Below are 24,031 nucleotides of genomic sequence, written 5' to 3'. Positions count from 1 at the left end.
TTACAGTATGTTCTTCATGGTTGCGGCCGCTCCCAATTCCAGTACCGCGGGCAAGAATACCTCGGTGACCAGGAGCAGGCCTTGACGGCGGCGATAGACGCAGCGCCGCGCGTAATAAATAGTCGTGTCAGTGTCGCCCTGCTTGCCGAGCGCCGCGTGCGCACGGCGCACCAGCGGATGGTCGGCAGACAGGCGCGCAAATTCCAGTTGCCCACGTCGCACCAGCGGATCGTAGAACAGCGTGGAGCCCAGCGAGCGCTCGCCCAGCGCCGAGAACAGCGGCCAATCGGTGGCGTCGCAATCCATCGGCACCACCGTGTGGGCGAATACCACCGGCTCGCCGTCGCACTCCAGCAGCACTTCGCGTTCCCACGCCCGCTGTGGACGCGCCAGGCCAATCGCCTGCGCCTCGTCCGCCAGGCAGGTGGCGCTGCGCTGGTGCAGGCGGCGCACGCGGAAGGCGGCGCTGCTGGACACCAGACGCGCCGTCAGCGAACCGGGCGTGACCAGCCAGTCGTACATGCCTTCCGGCGCACGCACCGCGCGCGCATGCGGCTGCCAGGCAGCCAGGCGTAAAGACTTGCCGTTCACTGCGCCGCGTCCACCGGGCCAAAGCCGCAGAACGCCAATACTTCATCCACATACTGCGCGAATTCCGGGATCGCGTGGTCGCTGCCCTCGATCACGTGCTGGCGCGCTCCCGCATAGTGGGCCACCATATCGCGGTAGTCCAGCACTTCGTCGCCGGTCGCGGCCAGCAAGAAATAACGCTCGGGGCGGGTGATCTGCGCGGTGCGCAGCGCGACCAGCTCGTCGACGTATTCCTGGCGAAACTCGAACGGCTCTTCCGAATGCCAGGCCGTGGTCACGCCGACGTGCTTCGACAGGTTGCGGGTCGGATCGACGGAAGGGTTGATGACGGCCGCGCGCACGCCCAGGCGTTCGGCCAGCCAGCTTGCATAAAAGCCGCCCAGCGACGAGCCGACGATGGACAAATTGCCTGGCGCGTGGCGTTCGGCCAGTTCCAGTGCAAGATCCATCGCCGCCTTCGGTGACGCCGGCAGCTGCGGGCAGATCAGGCGTTCACCCAGCCCTGCCTGCTCGAGCCTGTCCTGCACCACGCGCGCCTTGAACGAACGCGGCGAAGAGCGAAAGCCGTGCAGGTACAGCAGGTACGGGGCCGAACTCATGGCGCCAGCGCGTCCAGCAGTTTCTGGTGCACGCCGCCGAAGCCGCCATTGCTCATCACCAGGATGTGGTCGCCCGGCTGCGCCTGCTGCACGATGGCCTGCACCATATAGTCGATCTGGTCGAAGCTGTGCGCGATCTTGCCCAAGGGTTTCAGGGCGTCGGCCAGCGACCAGCCCAGCGCCTGCTGGCTGCCGAAGCCGAACACCAGGTCGGCATCCTTCAGGCTGCCCGGCAGCGCATCCTTCATGGCGCCCAGCTTCATCGTGTTCGAACGGGGCTCGAGAACGGCCAGGATGCGCCCGCCCGTGCCAAGCTTTTGGCGCAGGCCGCCGACCGTGGTCGCGATCGCCGTCGGATGGTGGGCGAAGTCGTCGACCACGGTGATGTTATTGACCACGCCGCGCACTTCCATGCGGCGCTTGACGTTCTGGAAGCGCGCCAGCGACTCGATGGCCTGGGCGACCGGCACGCCGACGTGGCGGGCGGCGGCGATCGCGGCCAGCGCGTTCGAGCGGTTATGCTTGCCGCTCAGGTCCCAGTGCACGGTGCCTTGCAGCTCGCCCTTGAACAGGACGTCGAAACTGGCGCCGCCCGGATGCTCGACCATATTCCAGTCGACGCCGTCGGCCGAACCGAAGCTTTCCTTGTCGCTCCAGCAGCCGCGTTTGAGCACGCGGCCGATCGACGCTTCATCGCCATTCACGACCAGCCGGCCCACGCCCGGCACGGTGCGCACCAGGTGGTGGAACTGGGTCTCGATGGCGCCGATGTCGGGGAAGATGTCGGCGTGGTCGTATTCCAGGTTGTTCAGCACCGCCGTCTTGGCGTGGTAATGCACGAACTTGCTGCGCTTGTCGAAGAAAGCGGTGTCATATTCGTCGGCCTCGATCACGAAGAAGTCGCTCGGCTGGTCGCCATGCAGGCGCGCCGAGACGCCGAAATTCATCGGCACGCCGCCGATCAGGAAGCCCGGCGCATAGCCGGCGTCTTCCAGGATCCAGGCCAGCATCGAGGTGGTCGTGGTCTTGCCGTGCGTGCCGGCCACGGCCAGCACCCATTTTTCGCGCAAGATGTGTTCGCCTATCCACTGCGGGCCGGAGACATACGGCAGACCGCGATTCAGTATCTCTTCGATCAGCGGATTGCCGCGCGTCATGACATTACCGATCACATACAGGTCGGGATTCAGCGCCACCTGTTCCGGGCCATAGCCCTGGATCAGTTCGATCCCCTGGGCTTCCAGCTGGGTGCTCATCGGAGGATAGACATTGGCGTCGCAACCGGTCACGCGGTGGCCCGCCTCCTTGGCCAGGACGGCCAGGCCGCCCATGAAGGTGCCGCAGATGCCGAGGATATGAATGTGCATGGAGAGAATGTCTAGCCAATAATGAATGGACGAATACGCGATTCTACCCGAGCCGCTGTCATTTTCCGTTCAAGAGTATGATCCCAGGCATGATGCCGAATCTGAACAACGATCTCCTCCAGTTGCGTAACGAGATCGCCCTGTCCGCTGCGCGCATGGTCGCGCAGGACGGCGCCGATCTCGATACCGCCCGCCGCAAGGCCGCCCGCCAGGTGCTGGGCGTCACCCCGCCGAAACCGAATATGCTGCCCGACGACGGGCAGATCGAGGACGAGGTGCGTAAATACCTGACCCTGTTCGGCGGCGCCTCCCACACCGAACGCCTGGCCCACCTGCGCGCCACCGCGCTGCAGGTGATGGAAGCGCTGGCCGACTTCCATCCCTATCTCACCGGCGCCGTCCTCAACGGCACCGCGGGTGAGCATGACGACATCCACCTTCAGTTATTCGCCGACAGTGCCAAAGAGGTGGAGATCTACTTGCTCAACCGTAATGTTAATATCGACATTTCGGAAACCCCGCATTTCAAGGGGGGCCGCCATGCCCCGGTCGAGACCGTGACCTTCCCCTGGATGAAGGAGACGGTGCATGCCGAACTGTATGAGTATCAAGACCTGCGCGGCGCGCTCAAGCCGCGCGCCGACGGCCGTGTGCAACGCATCGACATGAGCGGCCTGCGCGCGCTGATCGCGGCGGACGACAAGAGTGAACCCAGTGAAAGCTGACGAATGAACAAGAAACATCTGGCCGCGTATGCGGCAGTCGCCGCGCTGTTCGGCGTGATGGGCGCCCTGGTGGCGGTCTACAAGAAACCGGCGCAAAGCGTGTTGCCTGCGCCGACCACCGTCGCCCACGATGGCCAGGTCACCAACCCGGCCATCAACCTGTATGCACAGTCGCTCAACGACCTCGAGGGCAAGCCGCAGCCGCTGGCCCAGTGGAAAGGCAAGCCTCTCTTGGTGAATTTCTGGGCCACCTGGTGCGCTCCCTGCGTGCGCGAGATGCCCGAACTGATGCACCTGGCGAGCGAGGATGGCGGCAAGCGCTTCAACGTGATCGGCATCGGCATCGATTCGCCCACCAATATGAGCGAGTTCGCCGCCAAGATGAACGTCACCTATCCGCTGTACGTGGGCGGCATGGGCGGCACCGAGCTGTCGCGCGGGTTCGGCAATACGAATGGCGGCTTGCCGTATACGGTACTGATCGGCGCCGATGGGCAGGTGATCAAGACGTATCTGGGCGAACTGAAGTTCGATGAACTGCGCGCCGACCTGGACAAGCTGGGCACGTGAACCGGGATTTGGACGGCGAAATTACGAACGATCGTACGATTGTAACTGCCGCCAACTCCTCCTATCGACCGGCAATTTTACCGCTTGCCAATAGCTGAGCTAGGCGGCACAATGCCTGACTTTCGGGCAACCAGACACTCACCATGGCGAAAAAGCTACTGCTGCTGAACGGCCCCAACCTCAATTTGTTGGGGACGCGGGAACCGGCGGTGTACGGAACGGCCACACTGGCCGACATCGAGCAGGCGGCAGTCGCACAAGCCCAGGCAGCTGGCGCAGCACTGGAACACTTCCAGAGCAACCATGAGGGAGCGTTGATCGACCGTATCCATGCCGCGCGCAGCGAGGGCGTGGATTTCATCGTCATCAACCCTGGCGGCCTGACCCATACCAGCGTAGCCCTGCGCGATGCGTTCGCCTCGGTGGCCATTCCCTTCGTGGAGGTGCATATTTCGAATATCCACCAACGCGAGTCCTTCCGGCACCATTCTTATTTGTCTGGAATCGCGCGCGGCGTGATCTGCGGGCTAGGAGCGGACGGATATCGGTTTGCCATCGACTTCGCACTTAAATAGCGTTAATCTACGTCAACTTCATGTAACAGCGGCCGTTCGACTATCCTGATGGTAGCGGCCTGCTCTCTAAAACGAATAATTCCAAGGGGTTTCACATGGATCTACGAAAACTCAAGACTTTGATCGACCTGGTCGCTGAATCGGACATCGCCGAACTCGAAGTGACCGAAGGCGAAAGCAAGGTTCGCATCGTCAAGTCGTCCGCAATCCCGCAGAACCAGATGGTCATGCTGCCGCACCAGGGCGTGCAGCAATACTCGGCGCCGGCCGCTCCTGCCGCCGCGCCAGCGCCGGCAGCCGCACCGGCCGTCGCCGCCGAACCGACCGGCCACGTGGTCAAGTCGCCGATGGTGGGCACCTTCTACCGTTCGTCCGCGCCTGGCGCCGCCGCCTTCGTCGAAGTCGGCGCGAACATCAAGGAAGGCGACACCCTGTGCATCATCGAAGCGATGAAGCTCCTGAACGAAATCGATGCCGACGTGTCCGGCACCGTCACCAAGATCCTCGTGGAAAACGGCCAGCCGGTCGAATTCGGCCAGCCACTGTTCGTGATCGGCTGATCTGCTTCTCCAAGCCGGCCGCGCGCATGACGCGCCGCCGGCTTACCTCCATGACGTGTCCGGCGCCGCCTGTTGTTCCAGCCGCGCCGGTTTTCACTGAATACCGGACCTACCATGTTTGAAAAAATCCTCATCGCCAACCGTGGTGAAATCGCGCTGCGTATCCAGCGCGCCTGCCGCGAGCTGGGCATCAAGACGGTCGTCGTCCACTCCGAGGCCGACAAGGACGCCAAGTACGTGAAACTGGCGGACGAATCGGTCTGCATCGGACCGGCGCAATCGAGCCTGTCCTACCTGAACATGCCCGCGATCATCAGCGCGGCCGAAGTGACCGACGCCGAAGCGATCCACCCGGGCTATGGCTTCCTGTCCGAGAACGCCGACTTCGCCGAACGCGTCGAGAAATCGGGCTTCGTCTTCATCGGCCCGCGTTCCGACTCGATCCGCCTGATGGGCGACAAGGTCTCGGCCAAGCAGGCCATGATCCGCGCCGGCGTGCCGTGCGTGCCGGGTTCGGACGGCGCCCTGCCGGACGATCCGAAAGAGATCGTGCAGACCGCGCGCCGCGTGGGCTACCCGGTCATCATCAAGGCCGCCGGCGGCGGCGGTGGCCGCGGCATGCGCGTGGTGCATACCGAAGCCGCGCTGCTCAACGCCGTGCAGATGACCAAGACCGAGGCCGGTACCGCCTTCGGTAATCCGGAAGTCTATATGGAGAAGTTCCTGGAGAATCCACGTCACGTGGAAATCCAGATCCTGGCCGACGAACATAAAAACGCCGTCTGGCTGGGCGAACGCGACTGCTCGATGCAGCGCCGCCACCAGAAGGTGATCGAGGAAGCACCGGCGCCGGGCATCCCGCGCAAACTGATCGAGAAGATCGGCGACCGCTGCGCCGAAGCCTGCCGCAAGATCGGCTACCGCGGCGCCGGCACCTTCGAGTTCCTGTATGAGAACGGCGAGTTCTACTTCATCGAGATGAACACCCGCGTCCAGGTCGAGCACCCGGTCACCGAGATGATCACCGGGATCGACATCGTGCAGGAGCAGATCCGCATCGCCTGCGGCGAGAAGCTGCGCTTCCGCCAGCGCGACATCATGCTGTCGGGTCACTCGATCGAGTGCCGCATCAATGCCGAGGATCCGTTCAAGTTCACCCCGTCGCCAGGCCGCATCACCGGCTGGCACCCGCCGGGCGGCCCTGGCATCCGTGTCGATTCGCACTCGTATGCGGGATACTATGTGCCACCTCACTACGACTCGATGATCGGCAAGGTAATTTCGTACGGTGCGACCCGTGAGCAGGCGATCCGCCGCATGCAAATCGCGCTCTCCGAAATGGTGGTCGAAGGTATCCTCACCAATATTCCGCTGCATCGCGAACTGATGGTCGACGCCCGCTTCATCGAAGGCGGCACCAACATCCACTACCTGGAGCAGAAACTGGCCGCCAAGCCCGACCTGCCGAAGGAAACGGCGCTCGGCGCCAAATCGGAAGCCAAGGTACAAGAATGAGCTGGACTGAAGTCGTCATCGAGATCGCCCGCGACCACGCGGAAGCGCTGTCCGACGCCCTGATGGAAGCCGGCGCGCTGTCGGTGTCCGTCGAGGACGCCGACGAAGGCACCGAGGACGAAAAACCCCTGTTCGGCGAGCCGGGCATGGAGCCGACCGAGGCCGCATGGGACCACAGCCGCGTTGTGGCCCTGACGGACACCGACGCCGACCAGCTGGCGATCGTCACCGAGGCCGCGCAGGCGGTCAAGCTGGCCGTCGTGCCGGCCTTCACCACCCGCAAGGTCGAAGACGCCGACTGGGTGCGCCTGACGCAATCGCAGTTCGAGCCTATCCACATCGGCAAGAACATCTGGGTCGTGCCGAGCTGGCACGAAGCGCCAGATCCGTCCGGCCTGATCCTCGAACTCGATCCGGGCCTGGCCTTCGGCACCGGCAGCCATCCGACCACCCGCCTGTGCATGGAGTGGCTCGAAGCCCATCCGGCGCCGGGCAAGTCGGTGCTGGACTACGGCTGCGGCTCGGGCATCCTGGCGATGGTGGCCAAGAAGCTGGGCGCGCAAGACGTGGCCGGCGTCGACATCGATCCGCAGGCGATCGAGTCGGCGCGCGCCAACGCCGAGCGTAACAAAGTCGAGATCGACTACTACCTGCCCGACACCTTCGCTGCGTCAGGCAACGAGCGTCATGCGGGCGGCAAGTTCGATATCGTGGTGGCCAACATCCTGTCGAGCCCATTGAAGCTGATGGCGCCGATGCTGGCCGGCCGCGTGGCTGCTGGCGGTTCGCTGATCCTGTCGGGCGTGCTGGCGCGCCAGGCGGAAGAAGTCGCCGCCGCCTACGCACCTTTCATCAAGCTGGGCGTCTGGGCCGAGCAGGACGGCTGGGTTGCCCTTCACGGGACGCTCGGCCAGGACAGCGCGCCGCCGCCCCGCTCTGGCGGCTAGGCAGGCATGGCGCTCGCCACCCAATGCCCCCACTGCGGCACGCTGTTCCGCGTCGCTGCGGACCAGCTCAAGCTGCGTGGGGGCATCGTGCGCTGCGGCGCCTGCCAGCAGGTCTTTGACGGCAATACGGGGCTGGTCGACCTGAACGCCCCGCCGTCTTCCGCTTCTCTTCCTGCTTCTCCTCCAGTCGCCGAACCGGCCATTGCGCCAGACGTTCCCGCGACCGACGACACCGAACAACCGATCTACACGCTCGAATTCGACCGTACGCTGTCGCCGTTCGGGATCCTGCCGCATCCCTTGACCGAACAAGACGAAGAGCAGGATGTGGCGGTAAAAGCTGAAACCGCACCAGCCCCTGTGGCCGACATCCAGGTCGACGAGGAGATCGTGGCGGCTCCCGCGCCGGACGATGAGCACGACGAGCCCGAGCCCGCCGCGCGCCAGCCGGCGCCCGACGCCCCGCCACTGCTGCTGCGCGAATCGGCCGGCGGCTCGCCGCCGATCGTCTCGCCTGCGCCGTCGCTGCCGACGAAATCCCCGCGCGCACGCGCCGCCGACGCCCGTTCGCGCCGTTCCAAGCTGACCCCGACCCGGATCGAAGACACGCCCAAGCTGCGCGTACCCGAAATCGACGAACCCGAGTTCGTGCGCCGCGGCCGCCAGCGCGAGCAGTCGAGCAAGGCCGTGCGCATCGCGATGGTCGCCGGCAGCCTCCTGCTGTTGCTGGCGCTCGCCCTGCAGGCCATGGTGAGCTTCCGCGACGTCCTGGCGGCGCGCTACCCGGCGCTGCGTCCGGCCCTGGTCTCGACCTGCGCCCTGTTCGGCTGCCAGGTCGGGCTGCCGGCGCGGCCCGATGCGCTGGTGATCGAGACGGGCGAACTCATTACCCTGGGCGGCAACGCCTATACCCTGAGCACCGTGCTGCGCAACGGCGACGACCTGGCGCTGGCCTGGCCCAGCATCGAGCTGACCCTGAACGATGCCGACGACAAGCCGCTGGTGCGGCGCGTATTCGGTCCGCGCGACTACGCGCCCCAGCTTGCCGATTCCATCACCGGCTTCGGCGCGCGCGCCGAGCAGCCGGTCAAGATCCATTTCAGGCTGGAAGGACTCGAACCTTCCGGCTACCACATTGCCGTTTTCTACCCCTGAAGGCTCACCCATGACCAAAACCGCCCTGATCTGCGGCTCGCTCGCATTCGACAAGATCATGCAATACCACGGCCGCTTCGGCGACACCCTGCTGGCCGACCAGCTGCACCGCGTGAACGTGTCGTTCCTGGTGCCGACCCTGCGCACCGAATACGGCGGCTGCTCGGCCAACATCGCCTACAACCTCCAGCTGCTGGGCGGCGAACCGCTGATCATGGGCACCCTGGGCATGGACGGCGGCGACTACCTCAAGCGCATGCAAGAGCAGGGACTCCAGACCCGCGGCATCCGCACCATCGCCGATGCCTATACCGCGCAGTGCTTCGTCACCGCCGACCAGGACAACAACCAGATCAATGCCTTCCACCCGGGCGCGATGCAGTTCTCGCACGAGAACAACGTCGGCGACCAGGGCCCGCTGGCAGTGGCGATCATCTCGCCGGACGGCCGCGACGGCATGATCAAGCACGCGCGCGACTGCGCCGAACTGAAGGTGCCGTTCATGTTCGATCCGGGCCAGCAGCTGCCGATGTTCTCGGGCGACGAACTGATCACCTTCATCGGCCAGGCCAGCTACCTGGCGTGCAACGACTATGAATTCGAGATGGTGATGGACCGCACCGGCTTGAGCCAGGCCGACATCGCCGCGCGCCTGGACGCGCTGATCATCACGCGCGGCGCCGAAGGTTCCGACATCCACGCCAGCGGCGAACACCATCGCATCCCGGCCGTGCAGGCGGCCAACGTGGTCGACCCGACCGGCTGCGGCGACGCCTACCGCGCCGGCCTGCTGTTCGGCATCACCAATGGTCTCGACTGGGCGACCAGCGGCCGCATCGCCAGCCTGCTGGGCGCGATCAAGATCTCCTCGCAAGGAGGCCAGAACCACAGCTTCACGCCGCAGGAATTCGACCAGCAGTTCGAGGCGGCCTTCGGCTTCAGCTTCCGCTGATTTACCCGGCTGCGTGAGATAAAAAAATGGCCCTGCGATGCAGGGCCATTTTGTTGTGGGGGTCGGCGGTCAGAAACCGAACACCTGCCTCAACACGAACAGCAGGATCTGGATCAGCACCAGCGCCACCAGCACCGACAGGTCGATGCCGCCGATCGGCGGAACCACGCGCCGAATCGGGCGCAGCACCGGCTGGTTCAGGGCGTGCACGAAGGGCGCCAGCGGCGCGTTCGGGTTCACCCAGCTGAAGATCGCCTCGATGATCAGAAGCGCCATGAAGCCGTACAGGATCCAGTTCAGGAAGCGGTGCAGCGCATACAGCAGCACCATCTCGCCGCTGCCGCCTTGCAGCAGCAGGAGCGTGCTGGCCACCAGCACCACCAGGAAGGCGCCGATCAGGCTCGCCCAGTCGTAGCCCTTGGTGCCCGGCACCACACGCCGCAGCGGCATCACCAGCCAGTCGGTAATGGTGTGCACGAACTGGCGGATCTGGTCGGGCAGGCGCACGCGGATCGCGTTCGTCCAGAAGCGCAGCAGCAGCACCCCACCCAGCAAGCCTGCGATGATATCGACGATAAACTGAAGAATGGACAGCACGGACTCTCCTCAAAAAAAAACCGCTGTGCGAACAATCACACAGCGGCATTGTGCCTGAAGCAGACCCGACTTGCCATGCGCACATGGTGCGCGGCCGGTCGGGCGTCGTCCGGTATTAAGGACGGCTGCTGGTTGGGAACGGCCATGCGGTCGGCGCCAGCACGGTCTTTGCAGCAGGAGCGGCGCTTGGCGCTGCCGGAGCGGCCGCAGGTGCGGCTGCCGGTTGCGCGGCGGTGGTCGTCGCTGCCGGCTTGGCGGCCGGTTTCTTGGCCGCTGGCTTTTTCGCTTCCGGCTTGGCTTCGACCTTGGCATCGGTCTTCACTTCCGGCTTGGTTTCGGCCTTGGTGTCGACTTTTGCTTCCGGCTTGGCTTCGGCCTTGGCCACGACTGCTGGCTTGACTTCTGGCTTGGCGGCAACGGTCTTGGTTGCTGCAGCTTTCACTGGAGCAGCTTTTTTAGCGGCTGGAGCAGCCTTGTTTGCAGCCGGCTCAGCTTTATTAGCGGCCGGCGAGGCTTTTTTTGCTGCGGGCGACGCTTTCTTCACAGCTGGTTTTGCGGCGGTTTTGGTGGCGGTCGCTTTTTTCGCTGCCGGTTTGGCGGCGGTTTTAGTCGCGGTCGCTTTCTTTACTGCCGGTTTTGCGGCGGTTTTGGTCGCGGTCGCTTTCTTCGCTGCCGGTTTAGCGGCGGTTTTGGTCGCGGTCGCTTTCTTTGCTGGCGGTTTGGCGGCGGTTTTGCTTGCGGTCGCTTTCTTCGCTGCCGGTTTGGCGGCGGTTTTGGTCGCGGTCGCTTTCTTTGCTGCCGGTTTGGCGGCTGCCTTGGTGGCGGTCGCTTTCTTCGCTACCGGTTTAGCAGCTGCCTTGCTTGCAGTCGCTTTTTTGGCTGCAGGTTTAGCTGCGGCTTTGGTCGCGGTTTTAGCGGTCGACTTGGCGGCTGGTTTAGCGGCGGCCTTTTTCGCTGCCGGCTTGGCTGCTGGTTTAGCGGCTGCTTTCTTTGCTGCTGGTTTAGCGGCGGCTTTCTTTGCTGCCGGCTTGGCTGCCGGTTTAGCAGCGGCTTTCTTTGCTGCCGGCTTTGCTGCCGGTTTAGCGGCGGCTTTCTTCGCTGCCGGCTTTGCTGCCGGTTTAGCGGCGGCTTTCTTTGCTGCCGGCTTGGTTGCCGACTTGGCTGCCGACTTAGCTGCCGGTTTAGCGGCTGCTTTCTTCACTGCAGGCTTTGCTGCCGGCTTGGCTGCCGATTTGGTCGCGGTTTTAGCCGTTGCTTTGGTAGCAGTGGTTTTGGTCGCGGCGGTCTTGGTTGCAGTAGCTTTCTTTGCAACAGGTTTAGCAGCGGTTTTCGCTGCCGGCTTGCTCACTGCCTTGGCTGCTGGCTTGGCGGCGGCCTTGGTGGTGGTGGCCTTGGTCGCGACTTTCTTTGCGACTGGTTTCTCTGCTGCAGTCTTTGCATTCGACTTCGTCGTGGACGAAGGCGCGCTCTTTACTGCTGCCTTTGCTGCTGGTTTCTTAGCGGTTGCCATTCTTGTTCTCCTTCATCTGCGATGAGAAATACGCTCAAGGTTTAAAACCCGCCGGATCAAACCCGGCGAATTATTCATCGGACCAAAGCAAGCGTCGATTTAGGCCAATGAATCCGGCACCGGCTGAACTGCTGCAACTCCTCACAGTTGCAGCGCTTCAGCCAACGTCGACAGGTCACCGTTCCAGCGTTTCACATCGCTACCCTTGCGGGTGCGAAAAGAAAAAGCCGCCTTGCCTGAGCAATTGGTCAGACAAGCCGGCTTGTTCTTTTCGCTTCGCTTCCGTGCATACTGTTTGGTTCAGCGTCCTATTATTCGATCGATTTTGCCCGATGCCCGCGACAATATCACATCTTCTCGATTTGACAAATTCAATCACGTAAAGTACGCGCATTTTTTGTGAGCGCGCAACCGTGAATCGCAAAAAAAGTCGCGTGATTTGGACGTTGAATTGCGCACCCACGCGCCAATCGGCGACATGCCCCACATGCGCTGCAGCCTTTACCTATCGCATTTCAACTGATCGATAAGCTGGAATCACGCCGGCATCTTGCCTCTGTCAGCGGGCCGTATTCGAGTTTCCAGCGCCGCATGTCCGCAGAGTACCCGCCAACGCGCCACTGCATCTGAATCAACGTCATCCGAGTAAGTCTGGCTGTACGCGAAAGCGCACTTTCCTCACCCAATTACGCCAGTCAAAAGGACCATCCATGTCATCCCATTTGCTCCACGACAGTCCCTCAGCCGTCCCGGCACTCGGCCGCATCATGATGGCCATCATCTTCCTCTTTAGCGGCATCGAAAAGGTACTGGACCCTGGCCACACCATCGAGGCAATCCGCTCGGTGGGCCTGCCCTTTGCCCATCTCGGCCTGGCCATAGCCGTCTTGCTTGGACTGGGCGGCGGCACCATGCTCGTCCTGGGCATCAGGACGCGCATGGTGGCGCTCGTCCTCGCGGTGTACTGCCTGGTCGCCGGCCTCATCTTCCACAGCCCGTTCGACGGCATTGCGCAGGCCATCCAGCTGGCCAAGAACATCGCGATCGCCGGCGGCCTGCTGCAGGTGGCGGCATTCGGCGCAGGCCGCTATGCGGTCGACCGGATGCCCAGCGGGCGCGAAACCATCCACCGGGCGTAAGGCCATGCCACGCCGCAAGGAGTCCCCGGCCGTCAGCCGCCGCATTTCAGGCGCTCGATGAACCAGCGCCCCGCCGGCCCCGGTGGCTGGTCCCGCATGAAGATCGCGTGCATCGAAAAGCCCGATCCCAGCACCGGATGCGTCTCGAGTTCGATGCGCACCAGCGCGCCGCTCGCCAGGTCTTGCTCGACCATATGCAGCGGCATATTCCCCCAGCCCAGGCCCGCACGCAGGAAGGCATGCTTGGCGCCGAGATCGGCCAGGCGCCAGATGCGCGGCGACAGCACGCCGAAGTCGCGGCCCCGGGTCAGCGTCGAACGGTCGGTCAGCACCAGCTGCACGTAGTGCCCTGCTTCTGCGCGCATCACCGTGCCCTCGATACGCGCGAGCGGATGGCCGGGCGCGACCACGGTTGCCGCCTGCACGGCGAGCAGGTATTCCGAGGCGCATGCGGCCGGCACTTCCGGGAACGAGCCGATCACCGCGATGCGGCACTGGCCATCGAGCAGCGGCTGCACCACGGCGCCGAGCGCCTCGACGTACAGGCGCAACGGCGTCGATGGAAATTCGCGGTGGAAGGCCTGCACCGCCTCGGTGAGCTTCGCGATCGGATACATCACGTCGACCGCCACCGACAGCTCCGGCTCCAGGCCCTCGGCCAGCGTGCGCGCCTTCGCCTTGAACGCATCCATGCTGTCGGCCGCGTGGCGCGCCTCGGCCAGCAGGGCGCGTCCGGCCTCGGTCAGTTGCGGATAACGGCCCGAGCGGTCGAACAGCGCGAAGCCCACCTGCGCCTCGAGATTGGCCAGCGTGTGGCTCACCACCGACTGCGCGCGCCGCAGCTTGCGGCCGGCGGCGGAAAAGCTGCCCTCATCGGCTGCGGCAATAAAGATGCGCAGCTGGTCCATGGACATCCCGTCGAGCATCCATCTACTCCATCGATAGTTGATATCGAATTATATAGGCTTCTTGGATCGATCAGACGGGTCTAAGATGATCTTCATGGACGCCGCACACGAGATGGCGCCACCCAAAACAACCATTCGAAAGGAACGACCATGTCCGCCTACACCAGCGCCAACGCCCCCCAGACCAGCCAATCCATCGTCCCGGCCATCGGCCGCATCCTGATGGCCGCAATCTTCGTCTTCAGCGGCATCGGCAAGGCGCTGGCGCCGGAGGCGACGCTGGGCTACATCCAGTCGGTCGGCCTGCCCTTCGCCTCGCTCGCCCTGGTCGGCGCGATCGCCATCGAAGTCGGCGGCGGCGCCCTGCTCGTCCTCGGCTACAAGACCCGCCTCGTCGCGGCTGGCCTGGCGGTGTTCTCGCTGGTGACGGCCTTCGTCTTCCATAACGCGATCGGCGACCAGAACCAGCTGATCCACCTGTTGAAGAACGTCGCGATGGCCGGTGGCCTGCTGCAGGTGGTGGCCTTCGGCGCCGGCGCCTACAGCCTGGACGCCGCTGCCGGCCGCAAGGCCGCGCCGCTGGCAGCCTGAGGGTTCACAGGCCGAACGGCCCGTACCAGTAAGTGATGTCGATGACGCCGCCACGCTTTGATACATAGGCCTGGCGCGTTTCGCAGTTGACGAACAGCGAGCGGTAGGTGCCATCCAGCTGGGGCGTCAGCAAGCCGGTCGGATGGCTGCCGAGGGGCACCAGCGGGATGTCCGGCGTGGCCCTCACCTTCGACTCGCCGGGTTTCGGATAGGTGTTCGTGTTGAGCATGCCGGCCAGCTTGAAGGCGCCATGGAGCTCACGCTCCAAGGCCTGGGCAATCAGGCTGTCGCAGGCTTCGCTGCGCGGCATGTCCCTCACATAGCTGCCGAGCACCAGCGGCGGCGGAGGTTCCGGCTTCTCGGTGGCGCAGGCGCCGAGGGCGATGGCAGCCAGCACGGTCAGGCAAACGATTGGGCGCATGCGTCTACTCCGGGATCGATGCGGCGGCCGCCGCGTCGATCCATCCTAGCGCAATCGCCGGTTCTGATCTAGCGTTTTGGAACAATACGCCACACGGTACCGCCGGCGTCGTCCACCACCAGCAAGGCGCCGTCGGCTGCGACTTCGACCGCGGCCGGGCGGCCCCAGACGTCGCGATCGCTGATCACCATGCCGCTCATGAAATCCTGGTACTGCCCGGTGGGCACGCCATCCTTCATGAACACGCGCACCACCTTGTAGCCGGTGCGCACGCCACGGTTCCAGGAGCCGTGCAACGCGACGAAGACCTCACCCTCGTACTCCTTCGGGAAGGCGTACTTCGCGCCCTTCGGCGCGTGGTAGACCACCATGCCCAGCGGCGCCGAGTGGGCCTGCAACAGCACGTCGGGGGTGATCGTCTTGCCCTTCAGGTCGGGACGAATGCCCTTCAGGCGCGGATCCTCGTTGTCGCCGATGTAGTACCACGGCCAACCGTAGAAGCCGCCCTGCTTCACACGGGTCAGGTAGTCCGGCGGCAGGTTGTCGCCCAGCGCGTCGCGCTCGTTCACATTGCACATCACGTCGCCGGTGGCCGGATACACCAGCAGGCCGACGCAGTTGCGCAGGCCGGTCGCGTAGGTGCGGCGGTTCTTGCCGTCCGGGTCGAAGGCCATCACGGTGGCGCGGTCAGTCTCGACGCCCCAGGCGGCGCCGAAGCCATGGCGTTTTTCCCATTCGGCGATCGGCAGCGGCGGCTTGGGGCCGATGTCGGCGGCGACGTTGGTGGCCGAGCCGATCGACAGCAGCAGCGTCTTGTCGTCCTTCGAGAACACCAGGGTACGGGTAGTGTGGCCGCCGCTGGTCTCGGACAGCTCGGGGATCACCACCTCGGCTTGCGCGCGCGCCTTCAGGTCACCGTTGCGGTAAGGGATGCGCACCACCGAATTGACATTGGCCACGTACAGATACTGCGGGTTGGCGCCGGAAGGCCAGAACGCCATGCCGTAAGGACGCGACAGGCCGGTGGCGAAGACCTCGGCGGTATCGGCCTTGTCGCCGTTCTTCGAGCGCAGCACTTTCACTTCACCGGCGCCGGTCGCGGCCAGGAACACGTCGCCGTTCGGCGCACGCAACGCCACGCGCGGCTTGTCGGCATCCTGGGCGAACACGCTCACCTCGAAGCCCGGCATCACGCTAGGGATGCTGCCGTTCGGACGCGCCTGCACGCGCGGGCTGTTGCCGGCGCTGTCGGTGGCGAACGGTTTGGCCAGGTCGGTCGGCTTGATGTGGAAGACCTTGCCCGGCTGGGTGTCGTCCCAGGCGCCGGCGCGGTCCGCCGGCTTGGCGGCGGACGCCGGTTTCGCCGCGGCGGCCGGCGCGGCGGCGGCGGTGGCCGTGCCTTGCAGGCTGGCCAGGTAGTCGATCAGCGCCGTGCGCATCTTCTGGTCCGGCAAACCGACCGGCATCGTGGTGCCCGGCACGCGCTTGGCCGGGTCGAGCAGGAACACGTCCAGTTCTTCCCGGGTCCAGACCAGGCCCGCGGCGCCAGCCTTGGCCAGCGCGCCCGAATAACCAAAGCCGGGCACGCCGGCGGCCTTGCGGCCGACGACGCCGAACATGCCGGGACCGGCCAGCGGCGACAGTTTGGCATCGACCGTGTGGCAGCTGGCGCAGTTGTTCTGGAAGATGGTGCGGCCGGCGGTGATCTGCGGCGCGGAGGCGGCATGAGCGACGGATACCGTCGCCAGGCTGGCGAGCATGAGGGCATGCAGCGTCAGGGTGTTGGCTTGCAAGGTTGTCTCCTGGTCAGGCGTGAAAAATCGCCATCATAGGGCAAGTTATCCCCGCACAGGCATTTCATTCATCCTGCTATCGCCAGCCTCGCGCCATAGTCACGCAACAACGCCGCGCGGCGCGGCCTGAAGCTGGTGCCGGTGGCCGCGACCGAGGCGATGCGGTCGGCGCGGAACATCCGGAAGTCTTCGCGCAGGCAGCAGTGCGCCAGCACCACCAGCATGCGGTCGAGGTAGACGATGGCGAGCGGCCAGATCGTGCGGCTGGTCGTGGCGCCATCGCGGTCGACGTAATCGATCGTGAGCGCTTCCTCGCGCCAGCAGCAGGCGCGGATCAGCGCCATGTCGGGCAGTCGCGCGAAACGCTCGCTGAAATGGTGGACCCGCGACACCGCATGCAGCAGATGCTGCTGGCCCAGCGACGGCAGGGTCGCGGCCACCTTGGCCAGCACCGCCTCCGCCGCCGCGGCGAGCTGCGGGTCGCCCATGCCGCGCACTTCGGCCAATCCGAGGGTGAGCGCCTCGATCTCGATGCGGCTGAAGGTCTGCGGACGCAGGGTGCCGTCCTCGACCAGCGTATAGCCGAAACCGCGCTCGCCGCCGATCTCGGCGCCGCCCGCACGCAGGGTTTCGATGTCGCGGTAGACCGAGCGCACCGACACCCCGGTCTCCCGCGCCAGCTGGGCCGCCGTAACCGGCGCGGGCAGGCGGCGCAGGGCATCGAGCAGACGAAATAAACGGTTTGTACGCGACATCTTCTACTGACAAAAACTGGCAGGACAGATGGCTATAGTAGCACCCGTCTTCCACACCCCACCAAGGAGTTTTCGATGTCCGTCCAGGTAGTCACCCACCTCAACTTCCAGGGCCAGGCGCGCGCCGCGCTGGCTTTTTATCAGTCCGTGTTCGGCGGCGAGCTGACGCAGGTCACGTATGCGCAGCTAGGCCGCGTCGCGAATCCGGCGGACGCAGAGCGGATCGTCTGGGGTCAGGTCGCCGCCCCCAACGGTTTTCGCATCATGGCCTTCGATGTAGCGAGCGGCACGCCGTGGCATCAGGGTGAAAACGCGTTCTTCGTCTCGCTGCGCGGCGGTTCGGAGCAAGAGATCAGGGAGCTGTGGGATGGATTGGCGCAGCAAGCCAGCATCGTGCATCCGCTGGCGCCGGCCCAGTGGTCGCCCTTGTACGGCATGCTCAAGGACCGCTTCGGCGTGACGTGGGTGGTCGACGTCGCCGCTGGACAGGCGGCTTAGCGCAGCGGCGCCTGAGGCGCGCCATAAAAACAAAACCCCGCAGTTGCGGGGTTTCGTCATTCATGGGATGCCGACAGCAATCAATCCCAGCTCAGGGTGCCACCGGTCTGATACTCGGTCACGCGGGTCTCGAAGAAGTTACGCTCTTTCTTCAGATCGATCATCTCGCTCATCCACGGGAACGGATTTTCTTCGTTCGGGAACAGCGGCTCCAGGCCGATCTGCACCGCGCGGCGGTTGGCGATGAAGCGCAGGTAGCCCTTGAACATCGGGGCGTTCAGGCCCAGCACGCCGCGTGGCATGGTGTCTTCGGCGTAGCGGTATTCCAGGTCAACCGCTTCCAGGAACAGGGCCTTGATCTCTTCACGGAATTCCGGGGTCCACAGCTGTGGGTTTTCCATCTTGATCGTGTTGATCAGGTCGATGCCGAAGTTCACGTGCATCGACTCGTCGCGCAGGATGTACTGGTACTGCTCGGCGGCGCCGGTCATCTTGTTCTGGCGGCCCAGCGCCAGGATTTGCGTGAAGCCGACGTAGAAGAACAGGCCTTCCATCAGGCAGGCGAAGACGATGATCGACTTCAGCAGCTGCTGGTCGGTCTCGGTCGTGCCGGTCTTGAATTCCGGGTTGGTCAGGACGTCGATGAACGGGATCAGGAACTGGTCCTTGTCGTGGATCGACTCGATCTCGTTGTAGGCGTTGAAGATCTCGCCTTCGTCCAGGCCCAGCGATTCGACGATGTACTGGTAGGCGTGGGTGTGGATCGCCTCTTCGAAGGCCTGGCGCAACAGGTACTGGCGGCACTCAGGGGCGGTGATGTGGCGGTAGGTGCCCAGCACGATATTGTTCGCGGCCAGCGAGTCGGCGGTCACGAAGAAGCCCAGGTTGCGCTTGACAAGGCGGCGCTCGTCTTCCGACAGGCCGTTCGGGTTCTTCCACAGCTCGATGTCGCGCTGCATATTCACTTCTTGCGGCATCCAGTGGTTCGCGCAGCCGGCCAGGTATTTGTCCCATGCCCATTTGTACTTGAACGGCACCAGCTGGTTCACGTCGGTCGAGCCGTTGATGATGCGCTTGTCGTCGGCGTTGACGCGTTTCGCCACTTCAGCGGCGGGAGCGCCTTCTGGATTGGCGGCTTGTGGGGCGCGCTGGGCGCTGGTTGGTTCGTCGTCCCAAGAGAGCATGGTGATTTCCTTCTGTCGTGGCCTGGCGCGAACAAGCGCGGTGAGGCCACATGGTGTGTTGATATCGGAGATGATGGTGCGGGCGACTGTCTGGTCGGCCCGCACCCGGTTACAGCATTACTGGCAGGCTTCGCATTCCTCGAAACCGTCGTCGCCTGGACGCAGGTAGCAGGCGGCGCCTTCATCCATTTCGGCAGTCGCTGCGGCTGGTGCTGCTGCGGCGACTGGCGCTACTACTGCCGGTGCTGCATGACCTGCCTGCAGGCCGCCCGAGACCGGCACGGCGTTCAGGGCGCCGGTGCGGGTGGTCGACTTCTCCAGGTGGGTCGCGGCGATGGTACGCAGGTAGTAGGTGGTCTTCAGTCCACGCAGCCACGCCAGCTTATAGGTCTCGTCCAGCTTCTTGCCCGAGGCGCCGGCCATGTAGATGTTCAGCGACTGCGCCTGGTCGATCCACTTCTGGCGGCGCGAGGCAGCTTCCACCAGCCACTTCGGTTCCACCTCGAAGGCCGTTGCGTAGATGTCGCGCAGGTCTTGCGGAACGCGGTCGATCTTGCTCAGCGAACCGTCGAAGTACTTCAGGTCGGCGATCATGACTTCGTCCCACAGGTCGCGTGCCTTCAGGTCGCGCACCAGGTACGAATTGATCTCGGTGAATTCGCCCGACAGGTTCGACTTCACGTACAGGTTCTGGAAGGTCGGTTCGATGCAGGCCGACACGCCGATGATGTTCGAGATGGTCGCGGTCGGGGCGATCGCCACGCAGTTCGAGTTACGCATGCCGAACTGCTTGATGCGCTCGCGCACCGGGGTCCAGTCCATCGATTCGCTGGTGTCCTGCTCCAGGTAGCCGCCGCGTTCTTCGGCCAGCAGCTTGATCGAGTCCTGCGGCAGGATGCCGCGGTCCCACAGCGAGCCGGTGTAGGTCTCGTAGCGGCCGCGTTCTTCGGCCAGCTCGGTCGACGCCAGGTAGGCGTAGTAGCAGACCGCTTCCATCGAGGTGTCGGCGAACTTGACGGCTTGTTCCGACGCGAACGGGATGCGCATCATGTGCAGGCAGTCCTGGTGACCCATGACGCCCATGCCCACCGGACGGTGACGCAGGTTCGAATTGCGCGCCTTTTCCACCGCGTAGTAGTTGATGTCGATGACGTTGTCCAGCATGCGCATCGCGGTGCGGATGGTCTTTTGCAGCTTGACGTGGTCCAGGCCATCGCCCTTCATGTGCTGCGGCAGGTTCACCGAGCCCAGGTTGCAAACGGCGATTTCGTCGGCGCTGGTGTTCAGGGTGATCTCGGTGCACAGGTTCGACGAGTGCACCACACCCACGTGCTGCTGCGGCGAACGGATATTGCATGGGTCCTTGAAGGTGATCCATGGGTGGCCGGTCTCGAACAGCATCGACAGCATCTTGCGCCACAGGTCCATGGCTTCGATCTTCTTGAAGACCGCCATTTCGCCGTTGGCCGCTTTGGTTTCATAGGCCAGGTAGGCTTTCTCGAAGGCCTTGCCGGTCAGGTCGTGCAGGTCTGGCGTCTCGGAAGGCGAGAACAGGGTCCAGGCGCCCTTTTCCATCACGCGCTTCATGAACAGGTCGGGAATCCAGTTCGCGGTGTTCATGTCGTGGGTGCGGCGGCGGTCGTCGCCGGTGTTCTTGCGCAGGTCCAGGAATTCTTCGATGTCCAGGTGCCAGGTTTCCAGGTAGGCGCAGACCGCGCCCTTGCGCTTGCCGCCCTGGTTCACCGCCACGGCGGTGTCGTTGACCACTTTCAGGAACGGGACCACGCCTTGCGAGCGGCCGTTGGTGCCCTTGATGCGCGAGCCCAGCGCGCGCACTGGCGTCCAGTCGTTGCCCAGGCCGCCGGCGAACTTCGACAGCAGTGCGTTCTCCTTGATGGCGTCGTAGATGCCTTCCAGGTCGTCGCCGACGGTGGTCAGGTAGCACGACGACAGCTGCGAGCGGCGGGTACCCGAGTTGAACAGGGTCGGGGTCGAGCTCATGAAGTCGAACGACGACAGCAGGTTGTAGAACTCGATGGCGCGCGCTTCGCGGTCGTCTTCGCGCAGGGCCAGCCCCATCGCGACACGCATGTAGAAGGCCTGCGGCATTTCGATGCGCACGTCGCGCACGTGCAGGAAGTAGCGGTCGTACAGGGTCTGCAGGCCGATGTAGCCGAACTGCAGGTCGCGGTCGGCGACGATGGCTTTCGCCAGGCGCTCGAGGTCGTACTTGCCCAGCTCTTCGTCCAGCAGCTCGTTGTGGATGCCCTTGGCGATGTATTGCGGGAAGTAAGTCAGGTATTCGGCAGCGGCGCCGGCTTGCGGCACTTCGTGTTCGAAGACTTCCTTGCGGATGGTGTGCAGCAGGATGCGGGCGGTCACCTGGCTGTAGGCAGGGTCTTTTTCCATCAGCGCGCGGGCGGCCAGGATGGCGGACTTGTACAGCTCTTCGACCGGCACGCCGTCGTACAGGTTTTTCAGGGTCTCGGCGACGATCGCGTCGGCGTCGACGTGCTTTTCCAGGCCCGAGCAGGCGGCGTTGACGAGGGCGTGGACGTCGTTGATGTCCAGCAGGCGGCGCTCGCCGCCGTCGACCACGTGGATCTGCGGCGCGGCGACCGGGGCGCCGCCAGCGGCTTCCTTGGCGGCGCGGCGCTCGTCCATGCGCTTGGCGCGGTACAGCACGTATTCACGCGCGACGTCGTGCTCGCCCGAACGCATCAGCGACAGCTCGACCTGGTCCTGCACGTCTTCGATGTGGAAGGTGCCGCCGTTCGGCTGGCGGCGCACCAGCGCGGCCACGACGTTACCGGTCATCTGTTCCACCAGCTCGCGGATGCGCGCCGAGACCGCGCCCTGGCCGCCGGCCACGGCCAGGAAGGCCTTGGTCATCGCAACCGAGATCTTGTGCGGCTCGAAAGCGACGACGGCGCCGTTGCGGCGGATGACGCGGTAATCGCCGCGCGCGACGATCTCGGCCGGGGTTGGGCTGGCCGACGCCGATCCTGGGGTGACGTGTTGGTTGATCGAGATGTTCTGTGCTGTTTGCATTGAGCCTCCAGGATGAGCGGTCGGGACCACTACTTGTTTACACGGGGACCGTCTTGCGTCTTGCGCGCCCCGGTCCGTCAACAAAATTGTAGAAAAACGATACCCCGCCAACCGGTGGCCCAGGCTGGCAAACCAGAAAAGCAGGGTACAAATAAAATTAAATAAAGCGTGTCGGCAAGTGACTGATTGACTGTCCGATGAACAAACTTGTGGGCAACTTGTGGACAACCCGCGGACAACTCGCGGCTAGCGACTCCGCTAGTATCTTTCAGTCTGCTACCACTACATCTAGTGCCGAGCTTTGATATCAGACTAATTGTAGTACCTGATTTGCCGTACAGGCAAGCGAATAAATGGCCAAAATTTTTGGTTTTAACGTTCGCGAGCCTTGACTTTTGGCGGTCGCCCAACAGAAGGGGACCTCGCCGTGAGCGAGTACTAACATCAGGGAAATTTACGGAAAAGTGACCAGGCGGCCGTCCGTTTTCTCACTCGTCAATATAGGGCAGCCCTGCCCTATAGCCGTGCATTGTGCACCAGTTTAATTACCGGAAAGTAACAAGTGGGACATCGGCAGGCGATCAGTCATCGGGCGCGCAGATGTCCAGTTTCTGCATCTGGTAGCGCAGCTGGCGTACGCTGATCCCGAGCAGGGCTGCCGCCTGGGTGCGGTTGAATTGGGTCTGCTGCAGCGCGCGCTGGATAATGTCGCGCTCGACCTGTTCCAGGTATTCGGGCAGGTTGCTCGGCAATTCGGCGGGGCCGAGGGCGACCGGGGCGGCCATCGGCCTGGGCGGCGGCGCCTGCACCGCTTCCACCGGTGGCGGGACCGGCGCCGGCGCCACGGCAGGCGTCATCGTCTCGCTCCGCCCTCCTTCCACCGGCCGCGCCGCCTTGAGCGACAAGTCCCCGACCTGGATCGCGCCATCGTTGGCAAACGCCAGCGCCCGTTCCAGCACGTTCTCCAGTTCGCGCACATTGCCGGGGAAGGAATACGCCTTCAAGGCCTCCAGCACGCCCGGCCCCAGCGAGGCCTGCCCCGGCCCGGTCAAGCGGTTCAGGATGCCATCGGCCAGCAAGGCCAGATCGTCCATCCGCTCGCGCAGCGGCGGCAGCGCCAGCTCGATCACGTTCAGGCGATAAAACAGGTCTTGCCTGAACTTGCCCGTTTCGACGCAGCGCGCCAGGTCCTGGTGGGTGGCGCTGATGATGCGCACGTCGACCGGTTCCTCGCTCGTCGCGCCGATCTTGCGCACGCGCCGCTCCTGGATCGCGCGCAGCAGCTTGACCTGCATTGCCAGCGGCAGGTCCGCCACCTCGTCCAGCATCAGGGTGCCGCCGTTGGCGGCCTGGAAGAAGCCGTCGCGCTCCTCGGCCGCGCCGGTGAAGGCGCCTTTGCGATAGCCGAAGAACTCGGCCTCCATCAGGGTTTCGGGAATCGCGCCGCAGTTCACCGCCACGAAAGGTTTCGAGGCGCGCGAACTCTGGGCGTGGATCTCGCGCGCCGCCAGCTCCTTGCCGCTGCCGGATTCGCCGGTGATCGAGATCGGCGCCATCGAGCGCGCCAGGCGCGCGATCTGGGCGCGCAGCGACTGCATCGCCGGCGAATGGCCGATCATGCGCGAATCGACCGCGCCACCGTCGGCCGCCGCGGCGCCTTCCGATAACTTGAGGGCCGAGCGCACCATCACGCGCAGCGCGTCGAGCGCCACGGGCTTGGCGATGTAGTCGAAAGCACCGGCCTTGAGCGCCACCACCGCATTCTCTGCGCTGCCGTAGGCGGTGATCACGGCGACCGGCGTGCCCTTGCCCGAGGCGGCGATCTCGCGCACCAGTTCCAGCCCCAGGCCATCCGGCAGCCGCATATCGGTCAGCACCAGCGCGTAGTCGCGCTCGTCGAACAGGCTGCGCGCCTGGCGCAGGGTGGCGGCGCTGTCGACGTCCAGGCCCATCTTGAGCAGGGTGATCTCGAGCAGCTCGCGCAGGTCGGCTTCGTCGTCGAGCACCAGGATGCGGGGTGCGCTCATG

Annotated in this window: 24 protein-coding genes; 12 read left to right on the top strand and 12 right to left on the bottom strand. The window is 64.3% G+C overall.

Annotated features, from left to right (window positions below; genetic code table 11):
- From FVD38_RS02155 to mpl, 3 genes are read right to left on the bottom strand one after another with little or no spacing between them, the layout of a single operon-like run.
- The gene (locus FVD38_RS02155) at positions 1 to 591 is read right to left on the bottom strand and encodes a chorismate--pyruvate lyase family protein (RefSeq protein ID WP_147933327.1); all 591 of its coding nucleotides are present in this window, start codon (positions 589 to 591) and stop codon (positions 1 to 3) included.
- A complete protein-coding gene (locus tag FVD38_RS02150; RefSeq protein WP_147933326.1) occupies positions 588 to 1,190 on the bottom strand; it encodes a YqiA/YcfP family alpha/beta fold hydrolase in 603 nt (200 codons plus the stop codon). Before FVD38_RS02150 ends, FVD38_RS02155 begins: the two co-directional genes overlap by 4 nt.
- Positions 1,187 to 2,557 (bottom strand): UDP-N-acetylmuramate:L-alanyl-gamma-D-glutamyl-meso-diaminopimelate ligase, encoded by a 1,371-nt coding sequence (gene mpl, locus FVD38_RS02145; RefSeq protein WP_123072008.1) that lies wholly within the window; start codon positions 2,555 to 2,557, stop codon positions 1,187 to 1,189. The genes FVD38_RS02150 and mpl overlap by 4 nt, the downstream gene beginning before the upstream one ends.
- An 89-nt stretch (positions 2,558 to 2,646) precedes the next feature.
- Here mpl and FVD38_RS02140 point away from each other — a divergent pair, with 89 nt between their 5' ends.
- The 8 genes from FVD38_RS02140 (at position 2,647) to FVD38_RS02105 (ending at position 9,556) form a co-directional block, all read left to right on the top strand.
- On the top strand, positions 2,647 to 3,282 hold the full coding sequence (locus tag FVD38_RS02140; RefSeq protein ID WP_147933325.1) for a hypothetical protein: 636 nt from the start codon (positions 2,647 to 2,649) through the stop codon (positions 3,280 to 3,282).
- A gap of 3 nt (positions 3,283 to 3,285) precedes the next feature.
- Positions 3,286 to 3,852, top strand: a complete 567-nt coding sequence (locus FVD38_RS02135) for a TlpA family protein disulfide reductase (RefSeq protein ID WP_147933324.1) — start codon at positions 3,286 to 3,288, stop codon at positions 3,850 to 3,852.
- 143 nt (positions 3,853 to 3,995) lie between these two features.
- A complete protein-coding gene (gene aroQ / locus FVD38_RS02130) occupies positions 3,996 to 4,427 on the top strand; it encodes a type II 3-dehydroquinate dehydratase (RefSeq protein WP_147933323.1) in 432 nt (143 codons plus the stop codon).
- A gap of 95 nt (positions 4,428 to 4,522) precedes the next feature.
- Positions 4,523 to 4,987, top strand: a complete 465-nt coding sequence (accB, locus tag FVD38_RS02125) for an acetyl-CoA carboxylase biotin carboxyl carrier protein (RefSeq protein ID WP_147933322.1) — start codon at positions 4,523 to 4,525, stop codon at positions 4,985 to 4,987.
- A 114-nt stretch (positions 4,988 to 5,101) separates the two neighbouring features.
- The gene (gene accC / locus FVD38_RS02120) at positions 5,102 to 6,502 is read left to right on the top strand and encodes an acetyl-CoA carboxylase biotin carboxylase subunit (RefSeq protein ID WP_137174836.1); all 1,401 of its coding nucleotides are present in this window, start codon (positions 5,102 to 5,104) and stop codon (positions 6,500 to 6,502) included.
- Positions 6,499 to 7,449, top strand: a complete 951-nt coding sequence (prmA, locus tag FVD38_RS02115) for a 50S ribosomal protein L11 methyltransferase (RefSeq protein ID WP_147933321.1) — start codon at positions 6,499 to 6,501, stop codon at positions 7,447 to 7,449. The genes accC and prmA overlap by 4 nt, the downstream gene beginning before the upstream one ends.
- 6 nt (positions 7,450 to 7,455) lie before the next feature.
- Positions 7,456 to 8,604: a DUF3426 domain-containing protein gene (locus FVD38_RS02110; protein ID WP_147933320.1), complete on the top strand. Its 1,149-nt coding sequence runs from the start codon at positions 7,456 to 7,458 to the stop codon at positions 8,602 to 8,604.
- 10 nt (positions 8,605 to 8,614) lie between these two features.
- Positions 8,615 to 9,556 (top strand): carbohydrate kinase family protein, encoded by a 942-nt coding sequence (locus FVD38_RS02105; RefSeq protein WP_147933319.1) that lies wholly within the window; start codon positions 8,615 to 8,617, stop codon positions 9,554 to 9,556.
- A 69-nt stretch (positions 9,557 to 9,625) separates the two neighbouring features.
- Here the strand turns inward: FVD38_RS02105 and FVD38_RS02100 are convergent, their stop codons facing one another.
- Together FVD38_RS02100 and FVD38_RS26380 are read right to left on the bottom strand one after the other, a co-directional pair.
- Entirely contained in the window at positions 9,626 to 10,153 is a 528-nt protein-coding gene (locus FVD38_RS02100) for a YggT family protein (protein WP_123071999.1), read from the bottom strand.
- 115 nt (positions 10,154 to 10,268) lie between these two features.
- The gene (locus FVD38_RS26380; RefSeq protein ID WP_183407565.1) at positions 10,269 to 10,595 is read right to left on the bottom strand and encodes a hypothetical protein; all 327 of its coding nucleotides are present in this window, start codon (positions 10,593 to 10,595) and stop codon (positions 10,269 to 10,271) included.
- Here FVD38_RS26380 and FVD38_RS26375 point away from each other — a divergent pair.
- On the top strand, positions 10,576 to 11,688 hold the full coding sequence (locus tag FVD38_RS26375) for a hypothetical protein (RefSeq protein ID WP_187271456.1): 1,113 nt from the start codon (positions 10,576 to 10,578) through the stop codon (positions 11,686 to 11,688). The genes FVD38_RS26380 and FVD38_RS26375 overlap by 20 nt on opposite strands.
- 685 nt (positions 11,689 to 12,373) lie before the next feature.
- A complete protein-coding gene (locus FVD38_RS02090) occupies positions 12,374 to 12,802 on the top strand; it encodes a DoxX family protein (RefSeq protein WP_147933318.1) in 429 nt (142 codons plus the stop codon).
- Between the two features lie 32 nt (positions 12,803 to 12,834).
- Here FVD38_RS02090 and FVD38_RS02085 read toward each other — a convergent pair whose 3' ends face one another.
- Positions 12,835 to 13,728, bottom strand: coding sequence for a LysR family transcriptional regulator (locus FVD38_RS02085; protein WP_147933317.1), 894 nt, complete (start codon positions 13,726 to 13,728; stop codon positions 12,835 to 12,837).
- Between the two features lie 132 nt (positions 13,729 to 13,860).
- Between FVD38_RS02085 and FVD38_RS02080 the strand changes: the two genes are divergently transcribed.
- A complete protein-coding gene (locus FVD38_RS02080; protein WP_147933316.1) occupies positions 13,861 to 14,301 on the top strand; it encodes a DoxX family protein in 441 nt (146 codons plus the stop codon).
- Positions 14,302 to 14,305: 4 nt separating this feature from the next.
- Here the strand turns inward: FVD38_RS02080 and FVD38_RS02075 are convergent, their stop codons facing one another.
- The 3 genes from FVD38_RS02075 to FVD38_RS02065 all read right to left on the bottom strand — a co-directional run bounded on the left by FVD38_RS02075 (position 14,306) and on the right by FVD38_RS02065 (position 17,270).
- Complete coding sequence (locus tag FVD38_RS02075) at positions 14,306 to 14,722, bottom strand: hypothetical protein (protein WP_147933315.1); 417 nt, start codon at positions 14,720 to 14,722, stop codon at positions 14,306 to 14,308.
- Between the two features lie 68 nt (positions 14,723 to 14,790).
- The gene (locus tag FVD38_RS02070) at positions 14,791 to 16,515 is read right to left on the bottom strand and encodes a PQQ-dependent sugar dehydrogenase (RefSeq protein WP_147933314.1); all 1,725 of its coding nucleotides are present in this window, start codon (positions 16,513 to 16,515) and stop codon (positions 14,791 to 14,793) included.
- Between the two features lie 68 nt (positions 16,516 to 16,583).
- On the bottom strand, positions 16,584 to 17,270 hold the full coding sequence (locus FVD38_RS02065) for a helix-turn-helix transcriptional regulator (protein WP_147933313.1): 687 nt from the start codon (positions 17,268 to 17,270) through the stop codon (positions 16,584 to 16,586).
- Between the two features lie 75 nt (positions 17,271 to 17,345).
- Here FVD38_RS02065 and FVD38_RS02060 point away from each other — a divergent pair, with 75 nt between their 5' ends.
- Positions 17,346 to 17,768 carry a VOC family protein gene (locus tag FVD38_RS02060; protein WP_147933312.1) on the top strand — a complete coding sequence of 141 codons (423 nt, stop codon included), beginning with the start codon at positions 17,346 to 17,348 and terminating at the stop codon, positions 17,766 to 17,768.
- 80 nt (positions 17,769 to 17,848) lie between these two features.
- Here the strand turns inward: FVD38_RS02060 and FVD38_RS02055 are convergent, their stop codons facing one another.
- From FVD38_RS02055 to FVD38_RS02045, 3 genes are all read right to left on the bottom strand, one after another.
- Positions 17,849 to 18,952, bottom strand: coding sequence for a ribonucleotide-diphosphate reductase subunit beta (locus FVD38_RS02055; protein WP_147933311.1), 1,104 nt, complete (start codon positions 18,950 to 18,952; stop codon positions 17,849 to 17,851).
- Between the two features lie 117 nt (positions 18,953 to 19,069).
- Positions 19,070 to 22,003 (bottom strand): ribonucleoside-diphosphate reductase subunit alpha, encoded by a 2,934-nt coding sequence (locus FVD38_RS02050; RefSeq protein ID WP_147933310.1) that lies wholly within the window; start codon positions 22,001 to 22,003, stop codon positions 19,070 to 19,072.
- Positions 22,004 to 22,584: 581 nt separating this feature from the next.
- Positions 22,585 to 24,030, bottom strand: coding sequence for a sigma-54-dependent transcriptional regulator (locus FVD38_RS02045; RefSeq protein WP_147933309.1), 1,446 nt, complete (start codon positions 24,028 to 24,030; stop codon positions 22,585 to 22,587).
- Between the last annotated feature and the right edge of the window lies 1 nt (position 24,031).

The sequence above is a fragment of the Massilia arenae genome (assembly GCF_008014745.1).
GTDB classification, from domain to species: Bacteria; Pseudomonadota; Gammaproteobacteria; order Burkholderiales; family Burkholderiaceae_D; genus Telluria; species Telluria arenae.
Note: the sequence above shows the minus strand (reverse complement) of the source record. Positions and strands in the feature narration are given on the sequence as shown.

Coding starts and splice junctions, on each gene's coding strand:
- FVD38_RS02085 (WP_147933317.1), bottom strand. CDS start 13,728: ATGCTCGACGGGATGTCCATGGACCAGCTGCGCATCTTTATTGCCGCA.
- FVD38_RS02135 (WP_147933324.1), top strand. CDS start 3,286: ATGAACAAGAAACATCTGGCCGCGTATGCGGCAGTCGCCGCGCTGTTC.
- FVD38_RS02065 (WP_147933313.1), bottom strand. CDS start 17,270: ATGTCGCGTACAAACCGTTTATTTCGTCTGCTCGATGCCCTGCGCCGC.
- mpl (WP_123072008.1), bottom strand. CDS start 2,557: ATGCACATTCATATCCTCGGCATCTGCGGCACCTTCATGGGCGGCCTG.
- FVD38_RS02110 (WP_147933320.1), top strand. CDS start 7,456: ATGGCGCTCGCCACCCAATGCCCCCACTGCGGCACGCTGTTCCGCGTC.
- FVD38_RS02045 (WP_147933309.1), bottom strand. CDS start 24,030: ATGAGCGCACCCCGCATCCTGGTGCTCGACGACGAAGCCGACCTGCGC.
- FVD38_RS02105 (WP_147933319.1), top strand. CDS start 8,615: ATGACCAAAACCGCCCTGATCTGCGGCTCGCTCGCATTCGACAAGATC.
- FVD38_RS02055 (WP_147933311.1), bottom strand. CDS start 18,952: ATGCTCTCTTGGGACGACGAACCAACCAGCGCCCAGCGCGCCCCACAA.
- aroQ (WP_147933323.1), top strand. CDS start 3,996: ATGGCGAAAAAGCTACTGCTGCTGAACGGCCCCAACCTCAATTTGTTG.
- FVD38_RS02090 (WP_147933318.1), top strand. CDS start 12,374: ATGTCATCCCATTTGCTCCACGACAGTCCCTCAGCCGTCCCGGCACTC.
- prmA (WP_147933321.1), top strand. CDS start 6,499: ATGAGCTGGACTGAAGTCGTCATCGAGATCGCCCGCGACCACGCGGAA.
- accC (WP_137174836.1), top strand. CDS start 5,102: ATGTTTGAAAAAATCCTCATCGCCAACCGTGGTGAAATCGCGCTGCGT.
- FVD38_RS02075 (WP_147933315.1), bottom strand. CDS start 14,722: ATGCGCCCAATCGTTTGCCTGACCGTGCTGGCTGCCATCGCCCTCGGC.
- FVD38_RS02140 (WP_147933325.1), top strand. CDS start 2,647: ATGATGCCGAATCTGAACAACGATCTCCTCCAGTTGCGTAACGAGATC.
- accB (WP_147933322.1), top strand. CDS start 4,523: ATGGATCTACGAAAACTCAAGACTTTGATCGACCTGGTCGCTGAATCG.
- FVD38_RS02150 (WP_147933326.1), bottom strand. CDS start 1,190: ATGAGTTCGGCCCCGTACCTGCTGTACCTGCACGGCTTTCGCTCTTCG.
- FVD38_RS02060 (WP_147933312.1), top strand. CDS start 17,346: ATGTCCGTCCAGGTAGTCACCCACCTCAACTTCCAGGGCCAGGCGCGC.
- FVD38_RS02050 (WP_147933310.1), bottom strand. CDS start 22,003: ATGCAAACAGCACAGAACATCTCGATCAACCAACACGTCACCCCAGGA.
- FVD38_RS02080 (WP_147933316.1), top strand. CDS start 13,861: ATGTCCGCCTACACCAGCGCCAACGCCCCCCAGACCAGCCAATCCATC.